The 22,515-nt window shown below is 65.1% G+C and carries 18 protein-coding genes; 10 read left to right on the top strand and 8 right to left on the bottom strand.

Translation table 11 applies throughout. From position 1 onward, the window contains the following. Positions 1–83: 83 nt before the first annotated feature. Positions 84–1,310, bottom strand: coding sequence for an ISL3 family transposase (locus tag OKW30_RS13380; protein WP_429346891.1), 1,227 nt, complete (start codon positions 1,308–1,310; stop codon positions 84–86). Positions 1,311–1,763: 453 nt separating this feature from the next. Here OKW30_RS13380 and OKW30_RS13385 point away from each other — a divergent pair, with 453 nt between their 5' ends. Further along, positions 1,764–2,204, top strand: coding sequence for a hypothetical protein (locus tag OKW30_RS13385; RefSeq protein ID WP_429346892.1), 441 nt, complete (start codon positions 1,764–1,766; stop codon positions 2,202–2,204). A gap of 37 nt (positions 2,205–2,241) precedes the next feature. Here the strand turns inward: OKW30_RS13385 and OKW30_RS13390 are convergent, their stop codons facing one another. After that, entirely contained in the window at positions 2,242–2,667 is a 426-nt protein-coding gene (locus OKW30_RS13390) for a TOBE domain-containing protein (RefSeq protein ID WP_184021673.1), read from the bottom strand. Positions 2,668–2,825: 158 nt separating this feature from the next. On the opposite strand from OKW30_RS13390, the gene OKW30_RS13395 reads away from it, so the two are divergent. The 5 genes from OKW30_RS13395 (at position 2,826) to OKW30_RS13415 (ending at position 8,286) form a co-directional block, all read left to right on the top strand. Continuing rightward, on the top strand, positions 2,826–4,385 hold the full coding sequence (locus OKW30_RS13395) for an SH3 domain-containing protein (protein WP_429346893.1): 1,560 nt from the start codon (positions 2,826–2,828) through the stop codon (positions 4,383–4,385). Positions 4,386–4,528: 143 nt separating this feature from the next. Next, positions 4,529–5,014, top strand: a complete 486-nt coding sequence (locus OKW30_RS13400; protein ID WP_184009671.1) for a VOC family protein — start codon at positions 4,529–4,531, stop codon at positions 5,012–5,014. A gap of 67 nt (positions 5,015–5,081) precedes the next feature. Continuing rightward, positions 5,082–5,558 carry a VOC family protein gene (locus OKW30_RS13405; protein WP_429346894.1) on the top strand — a complete coding sequence of 159 codons (477 nt, stop codon included), beginning with the start codon at positions 5,082–5,084 and terminating at the stop codon, positions 5,556–5,558. Positions 5,559–5,642: 84 nt separating this feature from the next. After that, positions 5,643–6,863, top strand: a complete 1,221-nt coding sequence (locus OKW30_RS13410; protein ID WP_429346895.1) for an MFS transporter — start codon at positions 5,643–5,645, stop codon at positions 6,861–6,863. 565 nt (positions 6,864–7,428) lie between these two features. Further along, entirely contained in the window at positions 7,429–8,286 is an 858-nt protein-coding gene (locus OKW30_RS13415; protein ID WP_429346896.1) for a FecR family protein, read from the top strand. 3 nt (positions 8,287–8,289) lie between these two features. Here OKW30_RS13415 and OKW30_RS13420 read toward each other — a convergent pair whose 3' ends face one another. Next, a complete protein-coding gene (locus OKW30_RS13420; RefSeq protein ID WP_429346897.1) occupies positions 8,290–9,222 on the bottom strand; it encodes a recombination-associated protein RdgC in 933 nt (310 codons plus the stop codon). Positions 9,223–9,518: 296 nt separating this feature from the next. Between OKW30_RS13420 and OKW30_RS13425 the strand changes: the two genes are divergently transcribed. Then, positions 9,519–9,845, top strand: a complete 327-nt coding sequence (locus OKW30_RS13425; RefSeq protein ID WP_184065699.1) for a hypothetical protein — start codon at positions 9,519–9,521, stop codon at positions 9,843–9,845. A gap of 42 nt (positions 9,846–9,887) precedes the next feature. Here the strand turns inward: OKW30_RS13425 and OKW30_RS13430 are convergent, their stop codons facing one another. Beyond that, positions 9,888–10,733, bottom strand: a complete 846-nt coding sequence (locus tag OKW30_RS13430; protein WP_429346898.1) for a glycosyltransferase family 2 protein — start codon at positions 10,731–10,733, stop codon at positions 9,888–9,890. 290 nt (positions 10,734–11,023) lie between these two features. Here OKW30_RS13430 and OKW30_RS13435 point away from each other — a divergent pair, with 290 nt between their 5' ends. Then, complete coding sequence (locus tag OKW30_RS13435) at positions 11,024–12,325, top strand: O-antigen ligase family protein (protein ID WP_184065693.1); 1,302 nt, start codon at positions 11,024–11,026, stop codon at positions 12,323–12,325. Between the two features lie 45 nt (positions 12,326–12,370). Here the strand turns inward: OKW30_RS13435 and OKW30_RS13440 are convergent, their stop codons facing one another. Beyond that, a complete protein-coding gene (locus OKW30_RS13440) occupies positions 12,371–13,477 on the bottom strand; it encodes a glycosyltransferase family 4 protein (protein ID WP_429346899.1) in 1,107 nt (368 codons plus the stop codon). Positions 13,478–13,659: 182 nt separating this feature from the next. Between OKW30_RS13440 and OKW30_RS13445 the strand changes: the two genes are divergently transcribed. Then, positions 13,660–14,676: a glycosyltransferase family 2 protein gene (locus tag OKW30_RS13445; RefSeq protein ID WP_429346900.1), complete on the top strand. Its 1,017-nt coding sequence runs from the start codon at positions 13,660–13,662 to the stop codon at positions 14,674–14,676. Positions 14,677–14,719: 43 nt separating this feature from the next. Here the strand turns inward: OKW30_RS13445 and OKW30_RS13450 are convergent, their stop codons facing one another. Together OKW30_RS13450 and msbA are read right to left on the bottom strand one after the other, a co-directional pair. Then, the gene (locus OKW30_RS13450; protein WP_187627043.1) at positions 14,720–15,772 is read right to left on the bottom strand and encodes a glycosyltransferase family 2 protein; all 1,053 of its coding nucleotides are present in this window, start codon (positions 15,770–15,772) and stop codon (positions 14,720–14,722) included. A gap of 124 nt (positions 15,773–15,896) precedes the next feature. Beyond that, complete coding sequence (gene msbA, locus OKW30_RS13455; RefSeq protein ID WP_429346901.1) at positions 15,897–17,690, bottom strand: lipid A export permease/ATP-binding protein MsbA; 1,794 nt, start codon at positions 17,688–17,690, stop codon at positions 15,897–15,899. Positions 17,691–17,931: 241 nt separating this feature from the next. Between msbA and OKW30_RS13460 the strand changes: the two genes are divergently transcribed. After that, a complete protein-coding gene (locus tag OKW30_RS13460; RefSeq protein ID WP_429346902.1) occupies positions 17,932–18,693 on the top strand; it encodes a glycosyltransferase family 2 protein in 762 nt (253 codons plus the stop codon). Positions 18,694–18,741: 48 nt separating this feature from the next. On the opposite strand, the gene dnaE is transcribed toward OKW30_RS13460, so the two are convergent. Next, positions 18,742–22,308 (bottom strand): DNA polymerase III subunit alpha, encoded by a 3,567-nt coding sequence (gene dnaE / locus OKW30_RS13465; protein ID WP_429346903.1) that lies wholly within the window; start codon positions 22,306–22,308, stop codon positions 18,742–18,744. Positions 22,309–22,515 lie beyond the last annotated feature (207 nt).

The raw sequence follows: 22,515 nt of genomic DNA on the forward strand, positions 1-22,515 counted from the left end.
TACGCTCGCCGTCCACCTCGGTTCTCGACTATCCCTTCCTAGTTTCTATCTGGCTCTTTTGAAAATGCAGTGGGTAACGGGGCTCACGAGGCATGCGGGTTGAAGCCGGAGAAATCGAGCTTGCCAGCAACGAGAAAGAGGACCGTGCGCATCGTCGCGAAGCGCGTGTAGCCGCGAGCCTTTCGCTTGGCCGCTTGAAACAAGCCGTTGATTGCTTCGATGAAGCCGTTGGTCTGGCGCGTCTGAGTCCAGGCGACGATGCCGTCGAAGTGCCGACGAATCAGACGCGCGACGTCCTTCATCGGCTCGACTTTCGAGCGCATGACGTTGGTGCACCACTGCCGCAACATCTCGGAGACGACATGGATTTGCTTGCGCTCGAGAATCTCGCGCAGTTGCTCGCGATACAGCCATGCGCGGGCGGTGCGCTTGGTGGCGTACTGCCTGACCAGCGCCTCGAGGTCGGTCAATTGCGCCAGATTCAGTTTGTTGGCGTCCTTGAGCAGCGTCCAGCGCATCCCTTTAAGTTGTGGGTCGGCTTTCTGTTGTTGGCGGCGCACCGTATCAAGCGCCTTGGACGCGTGGGCGACGACGTGAAACTTGTCGAACGTCAGCCGCGCATTGGGCAGATGTTCGCCCACGCCTTTGATGAAGGCGGGCGACATGTCGATGCTCACCGAGGTGACCTGCTCGGGCGTGCCGTGGTGTTGGCTCAGATATGCCGCGAAGCCTTCAATCGTCTTCGCTTCACGCCCGGGCGTGACGAACACGACCCGTCGCGCCTGCATGTCGGCGACCAGCGTCAGATACTCGTGGCCGCGCCGGTACGAGGTTTCGTCAATAGCTACCGTGCTCACGTCCGACAGGTTCGCCGACGCGAGCGCGAGTTCCACATAGCGCGAACAGATGGCGTGCACGCGGTGCCACGACAGATTGACGATGCGTGCCACCGCGGCAAACGGCATCTGCTGCGCCAACATCAGCACCAGCGCTTCGAACAGCAACGTGAAGCCGTCGAGTTGGCCGACCCAGTCGGGTTCCACCAGCCGTACCGCGCCATCCGGCAAGCGCACTCGCGGTACCCGCACTTCCAGATAGCACTCGTGCTGGAAGAAATTCAGGTGGCGCAGTCGCTTGATTTGCGTGTCATGCACTGGGTGCTCACCGGCGACCCCGGGGTAGGCGAAGCGGCTGCCAGCGACAAAGTCCACGGCAATCGTGAGCTGCCGTTTGGCCGTGTCGAAGTCGACGCCTTGCACGTACCACGGGGCCTTGATTCCCAAGGCGGCTTCAAAGAGTTGATTCGTCATGTTCGCTTCGTCTCGCATGGCTGGTTGCCGCATTCTGCCGCAACCAGCCATGCACCAGCTTGTCGGTTCAGGGCGCCTCAAGGGTTCGCTGCGCCGGGCTCACGCCCGCCCTTGACCCGCCAAATCACCCACTCGGGTTTCAAAAGAGGCTTCTATCTTAATATAATCAATATTCATTTCGCATTAGCTTAAATCGAACGGGTTTTTTGTCGACTCTATTTTTGCTATATTACCGGCCGTGTCTTTTGCCTATAACTCGTCACGTCAGAACACACGCGACGCGTTAGGTCCCGCAAATACCGGAGACATGATAGCGGTAGCAGAAAAAATGATGCTTAATGTGATGATTACCCCGCGTGATCGCAATGGCCGAAAGATAGGTCCCGCGAAGATAAGCCGGGGACTAATGAGCCGCCGTCAACGAGAATCCGCGCCCTTCCGGCAGTCGGCACAATGACAGGCCACAAGCTTTTTTCGTATGTGGCTCTCACGCTGACCGCCTCGGCAAGCGTGTGCGCGGCACAAACACCACCACACGCTACGATTAATGATTTCATCGGCAATTGGGTCGTGACCGATGTAGTTGACTATGCCGATATTTCCGGTGGCATCCCCGAAGCAAAACGGATTCTCGGCATGACGATGACAATTACGCCGCAATCCATGAGCTTCGACAGTGAAACCTGCAAGCCCAACACAGGTTTTACCGTCAAACGAAGTGACACGCTTTCGGCGTTGAAGAAACAGTTCGACCTTCGCGTGAATGAAACCGGGTTGCCCGCTACAACGGTTGTCGTAGATAGCGACAATTGTTTTGCGATCTTCCGGATGGACGCTCACAGGATTGTTTTTGGATGGGACGGGATCATCGTTCGCGCCATTCGCGATCAGTGAGAGCTCGTTGAGTACCCGTCCCAGAGGCCCGGGCCTTTTACTGATCGACCCCAATAATCACGCTCGACGCCTTGAAAACCGCCGTCGCCGCCTTGCCGCTCGCGAGGCCGAGGCGCTCGACGCTGTCGTTCGTGATGATCGCCGCGATCTGCGCGCTGCCGGCACTGATCGTCACTTCCGAATTGACGGCGCCCGTCGTCACCGCCGCGACGGTCCCTTCGATGCAGTTGCGCGCCGACACCTGCTGCCTCGCGACATCGACCATTACGATCACCGACGATGCCTTCACGAGCGCAAACGCCTGCTTGCCGGTCGCCAGCCCGAGCGACTTCGCGCTGCCGTGCGTGATGATCGCGACGACCTCGAGACCGTCCGGCGTGCGCAGCGTGACTTCGTCGTTGACGGCACCGTGCTTGAGGTCGGTGACTTCGCCGCTGAACTGATTGCGTGCGCTGGTTTTCATGGCGGACTCCCTGGCGATTGTCGCGCGTGGCGACGCGCGGGTGGACGGATGAAGCGAGTGTAGTCGAAGCCGCGCGCGCCGCCGCCCAACATCCGATGCGCCGTGCGCATCGCCGACACCGTATCATCTTGGCCGTGCACCTCATACGCCGAATCTTTATGCCCGTCGCCGTTCTCTCCCGCCGTGCCTGCCGCGCCGTCGTGCTGTGCGTCGCCGTCACGACGCTCGCCGCGTGCAGCACGCCAACGCCGCCGCGCGGCACGCACGCGTTCGTCGACAACGTCACGCTGTTTTCGCTCGCCCATTACGACCAGAACGTCGATCACTGGCTCGATCCGAACAGCCCCGACTACGATCGGCCGTTTCTCAGCGCCGCCGAGCAGCGCGCACATTTCGACGCGCTGCTCGCGCGCTACTTCGGCACGGGCGAGAACGCGCCGTCGCCGTGGAATCCCGCCTGGGTGACGACACGCGTGCTTCGCGAGCAGGGCGAGGACATTGCCGCACTGCAACAGCGCCGCATCGACAGGTTCGACAACACCGGCAAGCGTGGCAGCATCATCGGTTACGGCGAAAACTTCCGGCCGCACGACAAGGCGTGGATCGACGCGATCGCGCGCAACATCAACCTCGCGCAGTTCACGCAAACGCCGGTCTATCAGCCCGAGCGGCGCGCGATCGCGACCGGCAACCTGATGGTGCGCGAGTTGCCTACCACCGATCCGTCGTTCTACGACCATCGCCTGGCCGGCGAGGGTTATCCGTTCGACAACCTGCAGATCTCGGCGGTGCGGCCCGGCACGCCGCTCTATGTGCTCGGTAGCAGCGTCGACGGCGCGTGGCATTACGTGCAGACGCCCGACGTGCAGGGCTGGGTGCGCAGCGACGGCGTCGCGTTCGCCGACGATGGTTTCATCGATCAATGGCGCGCGGCGGCCGGGAAGTCGCTAGGCGCGGTGATCGTCGCGTCGGCGGCGGTCAACGACAGCCACGGCGTGTTCCGCTTCGCTGCCCCGGCCGGGACGATGCTGCCGCTGGTGGCGGGTGTCTCGGCATCGCCAGCCGCGACCAGCACCAATGCAGGCACACTCCAACTCCTCGTTCCCGCGCGCGACGTCGACGGCCGCGCGCTGATCCGCACCGCGTCGCTCGACGCCACGCAGATCGCGCCGATGCCGCTCGCCGCGACGCCGCGCCATCTCGCCACGCTGTTGAAGGCGCTGATCGGCCGGCCGTACGGCTGGGGCAATAGCGGGCTCTACAACGACTGTTCGTCGGAACTGCAAAGCATCTTCGCCGCGTTCGGCGTGTGGCTGCCGCGCCATTCGTCGACGCAGATGAGCGCCGGCCGCATGGTCGATCTGTCGGAGTCGACACCCGCCGAACGGCTCGACTATCTGGCGCGGCATGGCGTGCCGCTGCGCACGCTGATCTACATCGGCGGCCACGTGATGCTGTACCTCGGCAACACGACGCGCAACGGCGCCACGGTCCCCGTCGTCTATCAGGACGTGTGGGGCCTGCGCCCGGCCGACAACAGCCGGCGCGCGGTCATCGGCGGCTCGGTGATTCTGCCGCTCGACGAGCGCATCCCCGAGGACGCGACGCTGCAGTCGCTCGCCGCGACGCCCACGTTCCAGATCAGCATCCTCGGCGCGCCGGCGGGCAGCACGGCGCCGTCCGCGCCGCCGGCGGACGAGGACAATCCGGCGGGATAAATGGCGGGCCGCCCTCCCCCGCGCCTGAAAATATTTTTTTCGGAGTGTCGATCCGACGGTGACCAACTCGTCGTAACGTTGAAGACCCAGCTCACGCAGCCGGTCTTTCCCCTGAGGAACCGTTACTTCAAGGAGTCACCGTCATGTCCAGTGCCGCAGCCAAACCGATCCCGGACGGGATGCACTCGCTCACGCCGTACCTGATCTGCAAGAACGCCGCCGAAGCGATCGCGTTCTACACGAAAGCCTTCAACGCCGTCGAACAGATCCGTCTGCCGGGCCCCGACGGCAAGGTGATGCACGCGACCCTGAAAATCGGGGACTCCATGCTGATGCTGACCGACGAATGGCCCGAGCACCAAACCTTCGGCCCGAACACGCTGAAGGGCACGCCGGTCACGATTCACCACTACGTACCGGACGTCGACGCGAGTTTCAAACAGGCGGTCGACGCGGGCGCGACCGTCACGATGCCCGTCACCGACATGTTCTGGGGCGACCGCTACGGCCAGGTCAAGGACCCGTTCGGCCACAGCTGGTCGCTCGCGACGCACAAGCGCGACCTGAGCGCCGAGGAAATCCAGCAGGCGATGGCCGCGATGGACTGTTCGTCCCAAGAGAAGAAGTGAGCGGCCGATGGGCGTCGGGCAATCGCACGCCCACGCCCACCGACACCAGTCCCGAAGGAGCAACGTCATGCAGAAAATCGCGCCGTGCCTGTGGTTCGACGGCAACGCGGAAGAAGCCGCGGCGTTCTACACGTCGGTGTTTTCGGCGTCGCGCATCGCCACCACGCTGCACGCCACGGACGCCGGCCCAGGACCGGCGGGCAAGGTCGTCGCCGTCACCTTCGAAATCGAAGGCCAGGAGTTCATGGCGCTGAACGGTGGCCCGCAATACAAATTCACGCCGGCCATCTCGCTGTTCGTGCACTGCGACTCGCAGGAGGAAATCGATCGCTACTGGTCGAAGCTGCTCGACGGCGGCGGCGAGCCGTGGGCCTGCGGCTGGCTGCGGGACCGCTTCGGCGTGTCGTGGCAGATCGCGCCCAACGTGCTGCTGCAGATGCTGCGCGACCCGGATCGCGCAAAGGCAAGCCGCGTGATGGCGCAGATGATGAAGATGGTCAAGCTCGATATCGCGCCGCTCGAACAGGCGTATCGCGGCGAATAGGACGGCGGCCGGCGGGCGCACCGTCTCGCCCGCGCGATCTTTTGATAGGATCGGTCTCGACCCCAATACGGCGAGACAACCACGGTGCGCGTCAACCATCAGGCTTTCTTCTGCTCGCTGTTCATCGCGCGTCTCGCCGATCAGATCCTGCTCTTTCTGGTGCCGCTCGTGGTGTTTCAAACGACGCGCCAGGTCTCGTGGTCGGGGCTCGCGTTTTTCATCGAAACGCTGCCGCGCTACCTCGTGTTCCCGTTCTTCGGCGCGCTCTGCGACCGCTTTCCACCGCTGCGCCTGATGCGGCTGAGCCAGGCGGTGCGTGCGCTCGCATGCTTCGGCGGTATCGCCGCATATGCGCTGTTCGGCGGCATCGGCTGGCTGATCGCGCTGTCGGCCGCGTGCGGCGTGCTGACGAGCCAGGGGCTCGTCGCGCGCGAGGTGATGCTGCCGCAGATCTTCAGCACGCAGCAGATCCAGAAGGTGCTCGCGTATTCGCAACTGGCCGATCAGCTCGGCTTCGTGCTGGGGCCAATGCTCGCCGCGTTGCTGCTCGGTGTGTGGCATTGGGAATGGGTGGTCGCCGCGACCGGCGTGCTGTTTCTGTGCGCCGACGCCGCACTGTTCGTCTGGCAGCGACTGAGCGGCTTTCGCGCGCCTTCGCCTGTGTCCGCTCGATCGCTCACGCCCGCCGCTCACTGGACCACGCCGCTGCGCATCGCGCTCGATCACGTGTGGACGCTGCCGGGCCTGAAGAAGGTCATCATGCTCGCGGCCGCGGAGAACCTCGTCATCGGTGTCACGCTTGCGACGTCGGCGGCGATGGTGACGGGTTTGCATGCGCAATCGAGCCGCTACTACGCCGGTCTGCAAACGGCCGGCGCGCTCGCCACGGTGCTGGTGCTGCTGACGGTTGCGCGCGCCGGATGGCCGGCGCGCGTGCTCGGTCTCGTCGCATTCGTGACGATCTGCGCGGGCGGCGTGATCGCAGGCGCGAGCGCGTCGCCGTGGGGCTATGCGCTCGGCTTCCTGCTGATCGTCGGCTTCGACAAGATGTTCAACGTCTACATCCGCAGCGCGCGTTTGCAGATCATCCCGCCCGAGGACTACGGCAAGACCATCGGCGTCGCGATTCTGCTGAACAACCTGACGCAGCCGCTCGCCGGCCTGCTCGTCGGCGTGTTCTCGGCGAGCACCCAAACCGGCCCACTGATCGTCGCGCTGTCGCTGACGATGGGCGGCATCGGCGCGGCGGTATCGATCGGCTCGGCGCTGCTGCGCCGCAGGCGCGCGTGGGCGCTCGAAGACTAACGGCGCTTCGACGCGCGACGACACGCTCGAAGTTACCCACAGTTTTTGTTGGCAAATCTGTGCATAACTTCCCGGAAAAATCCGCAAGCCTTTGATACGGCTGTCGTTTTTTCGTCTGCATCGAAGGTGCGGCAGCGCACGGAGTTTTACCGGGGTTCATGAGCGGCCGGCTGCGCGCAGACCGTCGTCAGCGCCGTGCGCATGCGAAGAGTTTCATCAGATTTACACGCCCGTCGGCTAAACCCGGCACGCTGTAATTCGTGACAAAAATGTCACGTTCTATTGCAGCGCAATTAGCCGCATTTCTGCTTAAGAATTCACGAAAAGAAACGATCCACACATAGCCTGAATTTTTTGTATCGATGACAATGGGTCTGCATGCCATGACGCAATCGGGGCCCACGCTTCCGCTTAGGATAAGGTAGTGAGTCAATTCGATGTGAACTCGATCCGAATATCCGCCGCAAATCATTATTAACAGATATAAATCGTTAAATCCTGATCTGCTAAATTCAATTTAAATCACATTTGTCAAATGCGTCCGGAGTACCGCATCTTTAACCAAATGCTTCGGCGAGCGCAGCAATTACGGCGCGAAACCGGCGCCGTGCCCGCGGACGTCGGCCCCGCGCTACGCGAAGACGCGGATGCTGCCGGCGTGTCGCAGGGACGGCGGCGCGCGCTGAAAACGCTCTCGGGGCTTGCGATCGCCGCGCCCGCGGGCTGGCTCGCGAGCCGCTTGCCGTGGCAGATGTGGACCGCAGAATTCCACACCGCGACTGGCGAACTGGACGACGTGCTGCTGGCGGACGGCACTCAGATCACGCTGGGCAGCGCGAGCGCGATCAACGCCGCGTTCGAGGCGAACGTTCGGCGCGTCGATCTGCTCGGAGGGGAAATCATGGTGCGGCCCGTGATCGATGTTGGCGGCGCACCGGGCGCCCGAACGACTCATGCGCCTTTGCTCGTGCAGACGGCCGAAGGCGTCGTCGAAGCGCGCGGCGCGCAGTTCAGCGTGAGGCAACGGGATGGTTTCACACGCGTGGCCGCGTTTCGCGGCGACGCGTTGGTGAGGCCGGCATCGGGCGCGGCGCTGGTGCTGACGCAAGGCCAACGGTGCACGCTGACACGCTTCGGCGTCGCGGCGCCGCAAGCGCTCGACCCGCGCGAGGCGATGTGGACGCGTGGCCTGCTCTACGCGAACAACATGCGTATCGCGGATCTCGTCGACGAACTCGCGCGCTATCACGCCGGCGTATTGCGCTATGCCGACGACGTCGCCGATCTGCGCGTGTCGGGCATCTATCAGCTCACCGATACCGACGCGACGCTCGCGCTGCTGCAGCGGACCTACCCGATCCGCTTGCGCTCGATCACACCTTACTGGACCCTCGTCGAAGCGCTCGACAGCGCGAAAATCTGACGCTCAGGCCGCGACGGCCTGCGTCAACGCGAACCCTTGCTCGCCCTGCTCGCCGCCCAGCGCATCGAGCAGATCGCGCAGCATGCGGTCGAGCTCGGCCGTCATCAGCGCGACGTCGGAATCGAAGCGCTCGTCGTCGTTCTGCGCGGTCGGGTCGCTCGCTTCCTTGAGCACGTCGAGCGGCGCGACGCGCTTGATCGTCAGCGACGGCGTCAGCACGAACGACACGCGATCGTTCCACGTCATCGCAAGCCGCATGCATTGTTTGCCCGCCTCGATGTGGCGGCGCATGTCTTCGGCGTCCAGCGCATGGCCGACATAGCGCACCGTCGCGTTGCCCTCGGCGGGCGAACGCAGCTCGGTGTCCTGATCGAGCGTGAAACCCGCCGGCGCGTCGCCGTCGAGCAGCCAGCCGGTCATCGCCGCGACCGGCGACTGCGCGACGCGCACCGTCATCAGCGGCAACTGGTCGATCGACTTGACGAGCAGACCGCGCACATCGTCGGCGAGCGCCTGCGACGCCGCGTCGATCACGAGCCAGCCATTCGTGCAATCGATCCACACGCGCGTATCGCGGCGGATGCTGAACGCGCGCGGCCGCAGTTCGTCGGTGACCTGCTCCTTCAGGTCGCGCATCTGCTTGCGGCCCGGCTTGAAGCCCTGCTGCTCCTCGAGTTCGGCCGCGCGCTCGCGCGTGACCTGGGTGACGACCGACGCGGGCAGCAGTTTCTTCTCGGCACGGAACGTCAGCAGCATCTGACCGTTCATTGCGTAGACCAGCGAGTCGCCGTCGCGCGGGGGCGCCCAGCCTTGGGCCTGCATCTCGACGCTCTGGCCGGGCGCGAACGCGTACGGCGCGAGCCACTTCTGCATCTGTTCAGGGTTAACGGACCACGGCGCGGGCAGACGGTGCAGTTGAAGGTTTTTGAACCACATGAGCGAAGTCGGATTTAGGCAAAGCGCAGCATTTTATCCGGGGAGAACCAGCCGGGGCGTTTTGGCGGACGCGATCCTGCAGACCGCCTAATTTCAAAAATTAAACGAAAATCTCTCCAACTGCGGCCCAATTATCAAAACGTCGCCGATCTCAGCACAATGCGCTTCATCAACCCACTTCCCAGGAGCGCCGCCATAGTCGAAGCCGTCATGGTTTGGCCGTAGCCGGCCGCCCGCGCGTTTTGGCGGCAAATCACCTAGACTTTTGGACAGGACAGACCCAGACGGAGGCGGTCATGGCCGACCAAACCGCAAGCTGGCAGACGGTGCAATACGAGGGCTTCGAGATACACGTGTCACCTGTCGCGAAGGATCCGCCCGACCCGGCGCATGCCGCCGATGCGGCCGCGAAAAACAGCCGCTACACGTATCTAGGCTACGTCTGCCATCCGGGCGCCAACCCCCAGCTTCCCGGCCAAGCGGTGCCGTTTCACGCGGACGGCGAGGAGAGCTTCGCGAGCCTCGCCGACGCGCTCTACGAAGCGGTGCACGTGGGACGCAGCATCGTCGACGGCACGCATCCGGATCTGACGGTGCTGCCGCTCGTAACGCGCGGCGTTTGACACACGCAGCGCGTCAAGCAGCCGTTTTCGGCTCGCCGCCCGTCAGCCCAACGCGCGCTTGATGCGCGACTTCAGCAGTGCACGGCGCAGCCGGCCGGTGCGCTCGGGCTCGCTGACCGCGAGCGCGCCGTCGATGGCGGTGCCGCGGCGCAGGTAATAGCGGTCGAAGGTCGCCTGTGTCAGCCCCCACTTGTTGAGGAACTGGCGACGCCCGTCGTTCTTCACGATCTTGCCGGTGCTCTTCTGCTGGAAGTGATAGACGAGACTGTCGCCGACGCCGACGAACACGCGGCAGCCCGCGTCCCACAGCTTCATCGAGAAATCGTTGTCGCTGCTCATGCCGGGGCTCAGTTCGCTGCTGTAGCCGCCCACCTTGAACCACCAGTCCCGATGCACGAGCGTCGGCGGCCACGTCGCGCCGCGCCAGTCGGCGCGCACGAGACCGGCCGCGGCGGCGACCAGCTCGTCGGCGCGAAACGCCTGCGCATCGCGGCCGAAGTCGCGCACGACCACGCATGGATTGCCCGAATCGACCGGCTCGATCATCGTGCCCGACAACATGAACAGGTTGTCGGCCGGCATCTGCGCGAGACGCTTGACGAGCGCGTCGTCCCAGCCGGGGCAGCAGTACATGTCGTCGTTCATGTAGACGATGTAGTCCTGCGTCGCGCGCGCCGCCGCGACATTGACCGCGTGGCAGATGCCGATATTGCCGGGCGACGCCGTGTGCTCGATGCCCTCGTCGCGCACCCACGCGAGCGTGCCGTCCGAACCGTCGTTCACGTGCACGATGAGCTGGTGCGGATGCGTCGAATGACGGCGCAGGCTTTTGATCACGAGGCGCAGATAAGGCAGGTTGTTCCAGGTCGGGATGATGATTGAGAACATCGAGTCGGTCCGTTGAGCTGGGCGCGGGGCGCGGCATGCGCCGCGCCCCGGCCATGAATGTCGCGCGATTGTACCGCCCCCGCCTGCTCGCACGACAGACGCCGCCCGCGCCCGCCCCACCCGCATGCCGCGGACCAGCGGAACCTTCCCGCGTGCGGCAGCAAGCATTTCGCAAGGAAGCGCATGGTTATAATCCGGATCGCTCTACCGTCTTGATAAACTCAAATGGTCCGGCACCCCCTGCAATTTCACCACCGGAACGGTAGTGTTTTCATCGATAACGTAGACCTATGATTTTTGCTTCCAGTCTGGTCTGGCTCACGTCGGCTCTGCTGTTTCTCGCGCCCGCGGTCAATCTGATGTGGCGCGGCGGCACCGGCTACTGCTTTTTCGCGCTCGTCGCGCTCGCGCTCGGCGCGGCCATCGTCAACCGGCGCATGCCGGGCTATTTCTCTGCGTTGCGGACTTACCGCTGGTTCACGATCGGCATGCTCGCGTTCGTCGTCGGGATCGGCGCGCAGCAGTTGGTGCTCGGCTACTGGCTGCCACGCGAATTCGACAATGCGTCGCGTTTCGTGCTCGCGCTCCTGGTGTTCCTGCTGCTGCGGCAATTGCCGTCGCGCAATCTGCGCACGATCGGCTGGGGCTGCGCGGCCGGCGCGCTCGCGGTCGGCGCATGGGCGTTCATCGATCAGCCGCCCGGCGGCTGGACCGACGCGAACCGGCTGAACAACTCGTACACGAACGCGATTCCGTTCGGCGATACCGCGCTGCTGCTCGGGTTCCTGTCGGTGTTCACGCTTGGCTGGGACAATCCGCGCGACTGGCGCGTGCTGGTGCCGCGCGTGCTCGCGCTGGTGTCGGGCGGCTACGCATCGTTTCTGTCGGGCTCGCGCGGCGGCTGGGTCGCCGTGCCGGTGTTCGTCGTGCTGCTCGGCATGCAGTACCACTGGTTCACGCACAAGAAGCGCCTGCTGATCGCGACGCTCGTCATCGTGATCGGGGCGGGCGGTCTGTTGTCGACCGAACGGGTTCAGAAGCGCTTTGCCGAGGTGCCGAACGACGTGTCGATGATGCGCAAGGGCGAGGACGACACGGCCACCGGCCTGCGCCTGCAACTGTGGAACGCGTCGCGGATGATGTTCGAGCGGCATCCGGTGTGGGGCGTCGGCAAAGGCCATCTGGTCGACGAGCTCGGCGTGATGGCGAAGCGCGGCGAAGTGAAGGCCGAGATCGTCAACGAGCGCGCGCATAGCGACTTTTTCTCGACGCTCGCCGAGATGGGCGCGGTCGGCGTGATCTGCCTGTTGCTGTTCTACTACGGGATCACGGTGTATTTCTGGCGACACCGGCATGCGACCGATCTGGCGATTCGCGCCGCGTCGTACGCGGGTCTCGCGGTCGCGGCGAGCACGGTGATCTTCGGGCTCACTATCGACGTGCTGGTGCCGATGATGGTGGCGGTGCTGCTCGCCTCGCTGGTGGCGACGCTGCTGGCGGTGATCGATGCACGCAAGCGCGAGTTGCGAAGCGAAGCGCGGACCCCGCCGGCGCCAGCCGCGGTCGTGCGCGAGACGCAGCCGCGCGATTGATTTTGATTTGACGAGAAGCGGCAACCCGAGCGCGGAGCGCCGCCCTCATCCCCGCGTGAACACCTCGTAAAGCGCCGCGACGTGCGCGTCGACGCTCGGGTCGTACACGAGGCTGTCGCGCGGCGTCGCGATGCGCGCGGCGCCGCTCTTCACGCGCTCGACCGCCTGCTCGATCGCGCGCTCGAAACTGCCCGCGGTCTGCCGCGAGAACTCGATCTTCGCGGCACCGGTCACGGTCTCCGCCGAGCCGACGTTGTCGGCGATCACGAGCGGCGTGCCGCACATCACCGACTCCACGCCGACGAGCCCGAACGGCTCGTACGCCGACCCGACGACCGTGAAATCGGCGGCCGCGAACAGTTTTTCGATCTCCTTGCTGTAACCCGCGTAACGAATTGTGTCGCCGGTTTTCGGCACCGGGCGTCCCGCGACGACGAGGCAGACCGGCAGCGTCGTGCGCGAGAAAAACGCTTCGAGCAGCGGATAGCCCTTGCGCTCGTGACTCGTCGACGAGAACACGAACATCACGCGATCGTCGGGCACGCCGAGCTGGCGGCGCACGGCCGCGCGCGCGGCGGGGTCGAGCGGCCGGAAGCGTGCGGTATCGACGGGCGGATAGAGCACGTCGATCCGCGCGGCCGGCACGTCATAAAAACGCTGCAACTCGCGGCTCATCAATTCCGAATGCGCGACGATCGAGCGCGCCCGCGTGTAGACGCGCCGCTCGAGCTCGATCTGCCATTCGTCGCTGCGGCGCGGCGCGCGGCCCGCGGCTTCGAGCGAACCCGGATGCGTGCCGCCGCACAACGCGACGTCGGCATGCGTCGAGTGATTGATCGAGAACACGCACGCCGGACGATGCCGCTTCAACCGCTGCTTCAGACGCCAGTCGAACGCGAGGTTGCGCAGCTTGCGCGGCGCCCAGCGTACGTCGAGCGGCTGCGCATCGATCCACGCGGCCTCGGGCAGCGCGCGGTCGATCTCGCGCGCGAACAGCGTCGGGCGCAAACCCATGCGATGCAGGCCGGCGATCACGTCGCGCGTGTAGCGCTCGGCGCCACCGCTGTTCTTCAGCGCCTGGGCGGTCAGCGCGATGTCGGTGAGGGGGCGGCGGTTCGGGTCGAGGGCTGCGTCGCGGGTTGGCTCTGACAAGGATCGGTCTCGGTGAGGCGCACGCGCGGGCGAGGCCGTGGGTGCGCAGTTTTCGGGGCAGCGGCAATTGTAAAGGATGGCTTTCGCCGGCTTCGGCTCGGGGTGCCCGGGTTTGCCGCGTGCGTCGCGCGGCGCGACCGTCAGCGGCTAGAATCTAGGCCAATCGCCTTCGTCCCGACTCCATGACCGATTGCCCGCCGTCCGCCGCAACCGCCGACACCACCCGCCCGCTCGTCTCGATGCTGATGATCGCCTACAACCAGGCGGAGCAGATCGGCGACGCCGTGCGCAGCGCGCTCGCGCAAACCTACGAGCCGCTCGAAATCATCGTCTCCGACGACGCGTCCAGCGACGCCACCTACGCCGCGATCGAAGCGGCGCTCGCCGGCTACGCGGGCCCGCATCGCGTGATCGCACGGCGCAATACCGTGAACCAGGGCATCAGCGCGCACCTGTCGCAACTCGCGCAGCTCGCGCACGGCGAACTGCTGTTCGTCGCCGCCGGCGACGACATGTCGGCGCCCGCGCGCTGCGAGCGCGTCGTCGACTGCTGGCTCGCGCATGGGCGCCGCCCCGACCTGATCGCCACCGATCTCGCCGACATGGACGAAGCGGGTCACGTGCACGAGCGCGTGAGCCCGACCGAGCTCGATCACTATCGCAGCTTCGACGACTGGCTCGTCGAGCGTCCATGGCTGATCGGCGCGGCACATACGTGGTCGCGACGCCTGATCGAGCGCTTCGGGCCGATGCTGCCGGGCGCCGCGGCCGAGGATCAGATCATGGTGCTGCGCGCGATCCTGTCGGGCGGCGCGATCAGTCTGCGCGAGCCGCTGGTGCGCTATCGGCGCGGCGGAGTTTCGCGCAAGCGTCGCTACCAGTCGGTCGACGAGCTGATCGCGCGGATGCGGCAAAGCAATCGCTACGGACTCGCGGAGCTCGCGCAACTGCAGCGCGACGCTCAGATCGCCGGTGTGGGCGAACGCATGCGCGCGGCGATGGCGCCGAAGCTCGCGCGCGAGCAGTTCATCCATGCGATGTTCGAAGCGGGCAGCCTCGGCGAACGCCTCGGGCTGGTGACGCGCAGCGCCGGCGTGAAGCTCGGGCTGCGGATTCGGATGTTCCTGTATGCGAGTTGCCCGATGGTCTACGCGCCGGGCATCTGGATCAAGCGGGTCGTGCGGGGCAGAAAGGCCTGAAGACGACGATAGGGTCTGGCGGTGCTTTGCGACGCGACACGAGTCACGAAACTCTGCGCGACGCACCCCGCCGCTGCCGCAAGCGTCGCGCGAGACTCGGCCTTCGCACCTCGACGCCGAAGCTCAGCACGCTCGCGCGCAAGCGCCGCAACATCTTCACCGAGCGCACGAAGGTCTCGCCGGTGTGGCTGATCATCACGAACTCGAATGCGCCGCGCCAGCTCGCGACACCGCGCGAAAACGCATACATGTCGTGACGCGCATCGACGGGCAGCTCGGCGCCGAAGCGTCGCACGAACACCCGCACCTGATCCGCGATGGCTTCGATCTGCCGCCGCCGGCTCGCGCCGCGCCGTCGTGCCGCCTCGGCGCCGCATTCGTCGCGCGCCGCGCCGCGCTCGTTGGTCGCGCTTGCGCCGACCGCATTGCCGTCATGCTGCCGATACTTCAGATGCGGCGCCGCGACGTGGCGAATCTCGCCGAACGACGCGACCACCATCGCGAGCCACCAGTCGTGCATCACGATGCCGGGCGGGAACGGCAGCGCGCGTTCGAGCGTCGCGCGATTGACGAGCATCGCGCAGCCGGGCACATGGTTGCTCAGCAGAAAATCGCGCAGTCGCGTCGCGCAGCGCGACTTCGCGGTGATATCGAACAGCGAGCGTGACATACAGCACAGCGTCGAGTCGACGAGCTCGATGTCGCAGAACGCGAGCGCCGGCGTCGCGGCGGCGTCGCCCGCGCTTTCCACGCGGCGCAGCTCGCGCATCAGATCGGTGACCTTCTCGGGCGCCCAGACGTCGTCCTGGTCGGCGAGCGCGATGTAGTCGCCGCGGCAGCCGGCGAGCGCGCGCTCGAAATTGCCGACGATGCCGGCCCGCGTGCCATCGCCGACGAGCCGCACCGGCACGCGTCCCGTATGGGACGCGAGCAGTTCGCGGGTGCCGTCGCAGGAGGCGTCGTCGGATACCACGACTTCGAGATGGGGCCAGCTCTGCGCTTCGAGCGAAGCCAGCAGCTCGGGCAGATAAGTGCGGCCGTTGTACGTCGCGAGCGCGATGGAGACGAGCGGCTTGCTCGGATCGTCGTGAGACATGGGCAGTCGATTTCCGCGAGGCGGACCGTGATTGCCCGCCAGCATGTGATTAGCGCCGAAAAAGCGCAATAAATTGAGACTTAGACGCAACACCGGCCCGCGCTTCCGTTCGCGATGTGCCGGATCAAACCGGGCTTTGCTGGAACTGGATGCGATGCAGATGGGCGTACAAGCCGTCGTGCTCGAGCAGCTCGCGATGGCTGCCGCGCTCGACGATCCGCCCCGCCTCCATCACGAGGATGCGGTCGGCGCGCTCGATCGTCGACAGGCGGTGCGCGATCACGAGCGTGGTGCGACCTTTCATCAGCGTTTCGAGCGCCGCCTGCACGTGGCGCTCGGACTCGGAATCGAGCGCCGACGTCGCTTCGTCGAGAATCAGGATCGGCGCGTTCTTGTAGATCGCGCGCGCGATCGCGAGACGCTGGCGTTGGCCGCCCGACAGCATCATGCCGTTGTCGCCGACGAGCGTCTCGATGCCCTGCGGCATCGCCTGCACGGTGTCCCACAGGTTCGCCGCGCGCAACGCCGCCTTGACCTTCTCCGCATCGACTTCCTGACCGTACGCGACGTTGTGCGCGATGGTGTCGTTGAACAGCACGACGTCCTGGCTCACCATCGCGATCTGGCTGCGCAGCGCGTGCAGGTCGTACTCGGGCAGCGCGACGCCGTCGACCAGAATCGCGCCGCCGGTCGGATCGAAGAAGCGCGGCAACAGATTCACGAGCGTGGTCTTGCCGCTGCCCGACGGACCCGCGAGCGCGACCATCTCGCCCGGCGCGATCTTGAACGACACCTGGTCGAGCGTATGGCGGTTGTGCGTGGAGTTCGTGCCGTAGGTGAACGACACGTCGCGGAACTCGACCTCGCCGCGCGCGTGAGCGAGCGGCTTGCCGCCGCCTTCCGGCTCGGCCGGCTCGTCGATCAGGCCGAAGATCAGCTCGGCCGCGGTCATGCCGCGCTGCAACGGCTGGTTCACGTCCATCAGATGCTTGAGCGGCGAGATGATCAGGAGCATCGACGTGACGAACGCGACGAAGCCGCCGACCGTCGTCTGATCCGACGACGACTGCACCACCGCGATCGTGATCACGACCGCGAGCGCGATCGACGCGAGGAACTGAGTCAACGGCTGCGCGAGGCCACCGGAGACCGTCATGCGCATCGCGTAGCCGCGCAGGCGCCGGCTCATCGCGGTGAAGCGGTCCGTCTCGTATTGCTCGCCGTTGTGCACCTTGACGACCTTGTAGCCGCCCACCGTTTCTTCGACGATATACGACAGCTCGTTGGTGAGCAGCTGATGCTCGCGGTTCAGTCGCCGCAGCCGGCGATTGATCTTGCCGACCAGCCAGCCGATGCCTGGCAGCAGCACCGCGACGATCAACGTCAGGCGCCAGTTCAGATAGAACAGGTAGCCGAGCAGGAAGATCACCGTCAGCGAGTCGCGCACGAGCGTGACCATCACGCTCAGCAGCACGTTCAGGATCTGGTTGACCTCGAAGACGATCGCGTTGATCACCGTGCTCGCGGTTTCGCGCTGGAAGAACGCGACGCTCGTGTGGATCATGCGGTCGAACATCTTCAGACGCAGCTCGAGCAGGATCTTGTTCGACACGTACGCGAGCAGATAGCCGGACGCGTACTGCGACACGCCGCGAATCAGCGCGAGGCCGATCACCGCGATCGGCACGAGCCACTTGGTCTTGTCGACCGCGTGCGAGCCGAAGCCCTTGTCGAGCAGCGGCTTGAGCAGCGCGGGAATGGCGGCGTCGGTGCCGGCGCTCACCGCCATCGCAATGATCGCGCCGACCACGACCCACAGCAGCGGCTTGATGAAAGGCCACAGGCGCCGCAGGACGACGGCCGGCGACGACGCATCGCCTGCACCTATGGGTTTGCTTAACGTTGGCTTCGCGCTCAAGGAATCCTCTGGAAATGCGGAACGGCGAGCACGCGGCGCATGATTGGCCGGCCGCGTGAAATATCAAAAAAGAGCATTGTAATCGGTTGCAGATGACGGCCGGCGCTCGGCGCGCGACGGCATGCGCGCAACACCTGGCGGATCGGCGCCGTGGTGTGGGGCCGGATGAGATGTGTATACTCGCTGCTCGATTGCCGGGTCGCGACCCGCTCCGTCACTTCGTCCTCCACGCAACTCAGGTATGCAAGAAACCACTCTTGGCGTTGCCATCATCACCCGGAACGCGGCGGCGCGGCTGGCCGAATGCCTGCAGGCCGTGGCCTTTGCCGACCAGATCGTCGTGATCGACGGCGGCAGCACCGACGGCACCGCCGACATCGCTCGCGCGAACGGCGCGCGTGTCATCGAACAGACGGACTGGCCGGGCTTCGGCCCGCAAAAGAACCGCGCGGTCGATGCCCTGATGACAAGCTGGATCCTGTCGCTCGACGCCGACGAAATCGTCACACCGGAACTTGCCGCATCGATTCGCGCGACGCTCGCCGCGCCCGCCGCCGACGTCTATGCGGTGGACCGTCTGTCGAGTTTCTGCGGCCACTGGGTCCATCACAGCGGCTGGTATCCGGACTGGATTCCGCGCCTCTTCAAACGCGGCACCGCGCGCTTCTCCGACGACCTCGTGCACGAGCGCCTCGTGTTCGACACGCCCGCGCAACGCCTGACCGGCAAGCTGATGCACTACTCGTACGAGGACTATGAGGGCGTGCTGCGCAAGCTCGACGCGTATTCGACGGCCGGCGCGCGGCAGCGTTACGAGGCCGGGCAGAAAGGTAGCATTCGACTCGCGCTCGGGCGCGGCCTGTGGGCGTTCGTGCGGACTTATCTGCTGCGGCGCGGTTTTCTGGATGGCCGCACCGGGCTGATGATCGCGCTGTTCAATGCGGAGACGGTGTACTACCGGTTTCTGAAGCTGGCGCGCCTGGAAAAAACGGGCGGGCGCTAAAGTTAGCCGGTACACGCGGCACCGGCCCATCCACAGCGCGGACCTCGCTCAATACACGATTTCGATCGAGCTTCCCGCAAACTCGCCGCGCAGCGCGGCGAGCAGTTCATCGGTCGGCTTCACGCGCCACGCGTCGCCCAGACGCATTTCGCCTTGCGCATGCTCGCTGCGATAAACGACCTGCACCGCGAGCCCGTTCGGAATCTGCACCGCTTGACGCTGACGGCCGCCGTCGCCGCCGAAGCCGCCACGCCCACCGCCATTGCCGCGCGGCGCGGCCGCCGGCGCGGCTGTGGCGGACGGCTCGTCCTTGCCGGCGGTGTGCGCTTCGAGCACCCGGCGCAATGCCTGCGCGTCCGCGTTGCCGTTCATCTGCACCTTCAGCGAGTCCGCGTAACGGCAGCGCGCGCGGCCGAGATCCATCACCGTTTCGACCGTGAAGCGGATGCCGCCCGTGAACGCGTCGTTGCGCGCCTGGCCCTGCACGACCAGCAGCTCGTCTTCCTTGAACAACTGCTTGTGCTCTTCGAAGACCTCGTTGAACACCGTCACTTCGCACTGGCCGGTGCCGTCGTCGAGCAGCGCGATCAGCATCTTGCCGCGCTGGGTCATCTGCGTGCGCAGCGACACGATCACGCCCGCGACCAGCTTGTCGCGCCCTTCCTTCAGCTCGCCGATCTTCTGGCGCACGAAGCGACGCACTTCGTCCTTGTATGCATCGAACAGATGGCCCGACAGGTAGAAACCGAGCGCGGCCTTTTCTTCCTGCAGCTTGCGCTTTTCCGGCCACTCCGGTTCGTCGACGAGTTCGTGGCCTTGCGACGGCGCGTCGCCCATGTCGAACAGGCCGGCCTGCAGCGCATTGGCCGCCGCCTGCTCGGCCGCTTCCATCGCGAGCGACACCGACGCGATCAGCTGCGCGCGGTTCAGATGCAGCGTGTCGAACGCGCCGGCGCGAATCAGCGCCTCGATCGTGCGACGATTGACGATGCGCCGATCGACGCGATTGCAGAAATCGAAGATGTCGATGAAGCGGCCTTCCTCGCGCGCGCGCAGGATTTCTTCGATCGCGTTCTGGCCGCTGCCCTTGATCGCGCCGAGACCGTAGCGGATCGTGCGCGAGCGCTTGCCGTCGGCTTCGGCGACCGGCTCGAAGCGATACGCGGACAGGTTCACGTCCGGCGGCAGCACGGCCATCCTGTTCGCGAGGCAGTCTTCGAACAGGATCTTGACCTTGTCCGTGTCGTCCATCGCGAGCGACATGTTGGCCGCCATGAATTCGGCCGGATGGTGCGCCTTCAGCCACGCGGTGTAGTACGCAAGCAGCGCGTAGGCGGCCGCGTGCGACTTGTTGAAGCCGTAGCCCGCGAACTTCTCCATCAGGTCGAAGATTTCGTCGGATTTCTCGCGCGTGAGGCCGTTGGTGGCCGCGCCTTCCGCGAAAATTTCGCGGTGCTTGGCCATTTCCTCGGGCTTTTTCTTACCCATCGCGCGACGCAGCAGGTCGGCACCGCCCAGCGAGTAGCCGCCGATGATCTGCGCCATCTGCATCACCTGCTCCTGGTAGACCATGATGCCGTAGGTCTCTTTCAGAACAGGTTCGACGCGCGGGTCCGGATATTCCACCACCTCGCGGCCGTGCTTACGCGCACAGAAGCTCGGGATCAGGTCCATCGGACCCGGGCGGTACAACGCGACGAGCGCGATGATGTCTTCGAAGCGGTCGGGCTGCGCGTCCTTCAGCATGCCCTGCATGCCGCGGCTTTCCAGCTGGAACACGGCGACCGTATTCGCTTTCTTCAGGATCGAGAACGACGCCGGGTCGTCGAGCGGCACCTGGGCGAGCGACCAGTCCTGCTTCGACGGATCGAGGCGGCGGATGTAGCGCTCGGCCCAATCCAGAATGGTCAGCGTGGTCAGGCCCAGAAAGTCGAACTTCACGAGGCCGACCGCTTCGACGTCGTCCTTGTCGTACTGGCTGACGACGCCGCTTTCGTCGCCCTGCGTGTACAAGGGGCAGAAATCGGTCAGCTTGCCCGGCGCGATCAGCACGCCGCCCGCGTGCATGCCGACGTTACGCGTCAAGCCTTCGACGCGCTGCGCGAGTTCGAGCAGCTGGTGCACTTCGTCTTCGTTGTCGAAGCGCTCCTGCAACAGCGGCTCTTCCTTCATCGCGTCGGCGATCGTCACGTGCTTGCCCGGCTTGAACGGGATCAACTTCGCGATGCCGTCCGTGAACATGTAGCCGAGATCGAGCACGCGGCCGATGTCGCGCACCGCCGCCTTCGCCGCCATCGTGCCGAACGTCGCGATCTGCGACACCGCGTTCGCGCCGTATTTCTCCTTCACGTACTGGATCACGCGATCGCGGCCGTGCTGGCAGAAGTCGATATCGAAGTCGGGCATCGACACGCGTTCCGGATTCAGGAAACGCTCGAACAGCAGGTTGTAGCGCAGCGGATCGAGATCGGTCACGCCGAGCGCATAGGCGACCAGCGAACCCGCGCCCGAACCCCGGCCCGGCCCGACCGGAACCCCGTTGTTCTTGGCCCAGTTGATGAAGTCCGCGACGATCAGGAAGTAGCCCGGAAAGCCCATCTTGATGATCGTGCCGCATTCGAATTCGAGGCGCTGGTAGTACGTCGGGCGTTGCGCGTCCCGCTCGGCCTCGTCCGGATACAACTGTTCGAGCCGCTTTTCCAGGCCCTCTTTCGACAGCTGCACCAGGTAGTCGTCGAGCGACATGCCGTCGGGCGTCGGAAAGAGCGGCAGCTTCGGCTTGCCGAGTTCGAGCGTCAGATTGCAGCGCTTGGCGATCTGCACCGTGTTCGCCAGCGCCGAAGGAATGTCCGCGAACAGCGTGGCCATTTCCTGTTGCGTGCGGAAATACTGCTCGGCCGTGAAGCGCTTCTGGCGACGCGGATTCGCGAGAATGTCGCCTTCGGAAATACACACGCGCGCTTCGTGCGCGGTGAAGTCGTCCGGTGTCATGAACTGCATCGGGTGCGACGCGACGACCGGCAGTTTCAGCGATGCCGCGAGCGCGACCGCCTGCTGCACGTACTGCTCGCCGCCAGGCTGGCCATAGCGCTGCAGCTCGATATAGAAGCCGCCTGGGAACACCTTCGCCCAATGCTGCGCGTGGCGCTTCGCCGCCTCTTCGTTGCCGGCCGCCAGCGCGAGACCGATGTCGCCCTGCTGCGCGCCCGACAGCGCGAGCAGCCCTTCGCCCAGACCGGATTCGAGCCAGCCGGCTTCGATTTCCGCGCGGCCGCGATACTGGTTCGTCAGCGAGGCCTTGCTGAGCAATTCGCAGAGGTTCAGGTAACCGCGGCGGTCCTTGACCAGCAGCAGCAGGCGGGAAGGCTTGTCGCGGTCGTCAGGATTGGTGATCCAGACGTCGCAGCCGGCAATGGGTTTGATCCCTTTGCCACGCGCTTCCTGGTAGAAACGGACGAGGCCGAACGCGTTGCCGAGGTCGGTAAGCGCGAGCGCGCCCTGACCGTCTTTGGCCGCCGCCGCGACGATGTCGTCGAGACGCACGATGCCGTCGGCAATCGAGAATTCGGAGTGAACGCGGAGATGAACGAAGCGGGGATCTGACATGGGCGACATTGTAACTCCACCCTTCTGCGGATTTCAGGTCAAAACGGCGCGTTGGCCATCCGGCCAGGACGAGGTCGGAGCGAGCGCTGTTTGCGCTAGCGCAACTCGTTAGCCATTCGGCCAGGTCGGGGAAAATGCCGGGTTGAGGGATAATAGGGGTTTCGCCTCTCTCGACGTGGCCATTTAAGCGGCAAACGCGCGGCAAACGCGCGGCAA

It is taken from the genome of Paraburkholderia sp. Clong3 (assembly GCF_050436485.1).
Classification (GTDB): domain Bacteria; phylum Pseudomonadota; class Gammaproteobacteria; order Burkholderiales; family Burkholderiaceae; genus Paraburkholderia; species Paraburkholderia tuberum.

What these genes read in the sequence shown, in the direction of transcription:
- OKW30_RS13400 (WP_184009671.1), top strand. Translation starts at nt 4,529, where the DNA reads ATGTCCAGTGCCGCAGCCAAACCGATCCCGGACGGGATGCACTCGCTC.
- OKW30_RS13405 (WP_429346894.1), top strand. Translation starts at nt 5,082, where the DNA reads ATGCAGAAAATCGCGCCGTGCCTGTGGTTCGACGGCAACGCGGAAGAA.
- OKW30_RS13445 (WP_429346900.1), top strand. Translation starts at nt 13,660, where the DNA reads ATGACCGATTGCCCGCCGTCCGCCGCAACCGCCGACACCACCCGCCCG.
- OKW30_RS13450 (WP_187627043.1), bottom strand. Translation starts at nt 15,772, where the DNA reads ATGTCTCACGACGATCCGAGCAAGCCGCTCGTCTCCATCGCGCTCGCG.
- OKW30_RS13380 (WP_429346891.1), bottom strand. Translation starts at nt 1,310, where the DNA reads ATGACGAATCAACTCTTTGAAGCCGCCTTGGGAATCAAGGCCCCGTGG.
- OKW30_RS13390 (WP_184021673.1), bottom strand. Translation starts at nt 2,667, where the DNA reads ATGAAAACCAGCGCACGCAATCAGTTCAGCGGCGAAGTCACCGACCTC.
- OKW30_RS13385 (WP_429346892.1), top strand. Translation starts at nt 1,764, where the DNA reads ATGACAGGCCACAAGCTTTTTTCGTATGTGGCTCTCACGCTGACCGCC.
- OKW30_RS13435 (WP_184065693.1), top strand. Translation starts at nt 11,024, where the DNA reads ATGATTTTTGCTTCCAGTCTGGTCTGGCTCACGTCGGCTCTGCTGTTT.
- OKW30_RS13420 (WP_429346897.1), bottom strand. Translation starts at nt 9,222, where the DNA reads ATGTGGTTCAAAAACCTTCAACTGCACCGTCTGCCCGCGCCGTGGTCC.
- OKW30_RS13395 (WP_429346893.1), top strand. Translation starts at nt 2,826, where the DNA reads ATGCCCGTCGCCGTTCTCTCCCGCCGTGCCTGCCGCGCCGTCGTGCTG.
- OKW30_RS13430 (WP_429346898.1), bottom strand. Translation starts at nt 10,733, where the DNA reads ATGTTCTCAATCATCATCCCGACCTGGAACAACCTGCCTTATCTGCGC.
- OKW30_RS13425 (WP_184065699.1), top strand. Translation starts at nt 9,519, where the DNA reads ATGGCCGACCAAACCGCAAGCTGGCAGACGGTGCAATACGAGGGCTTC.
- OKW30_RS13460 (WP_429346902.1), top strand. Translation starts at nt 17,932, where the DNA reads ATGCAAGAAACCACTCTTGGCGTTGCCATCATCACCCGGAACGCGGCG.
- dnaE (WP_429346903.1), bottom strand. Translation starts at nt 22,308, where the DNA reads ATGTCGCCCATGTCAGATCCCCGCTTCGTTCATCTCCGCGTTCACTCC.
- OKW30_RS13415 (WP_429346896.1), top strand. Translation starts at nt 7,429, where the DNA reads ATGCTTCGGCGAGCGCAGCAATTACGGCGCGAAACCGGCGCCGTGCCC.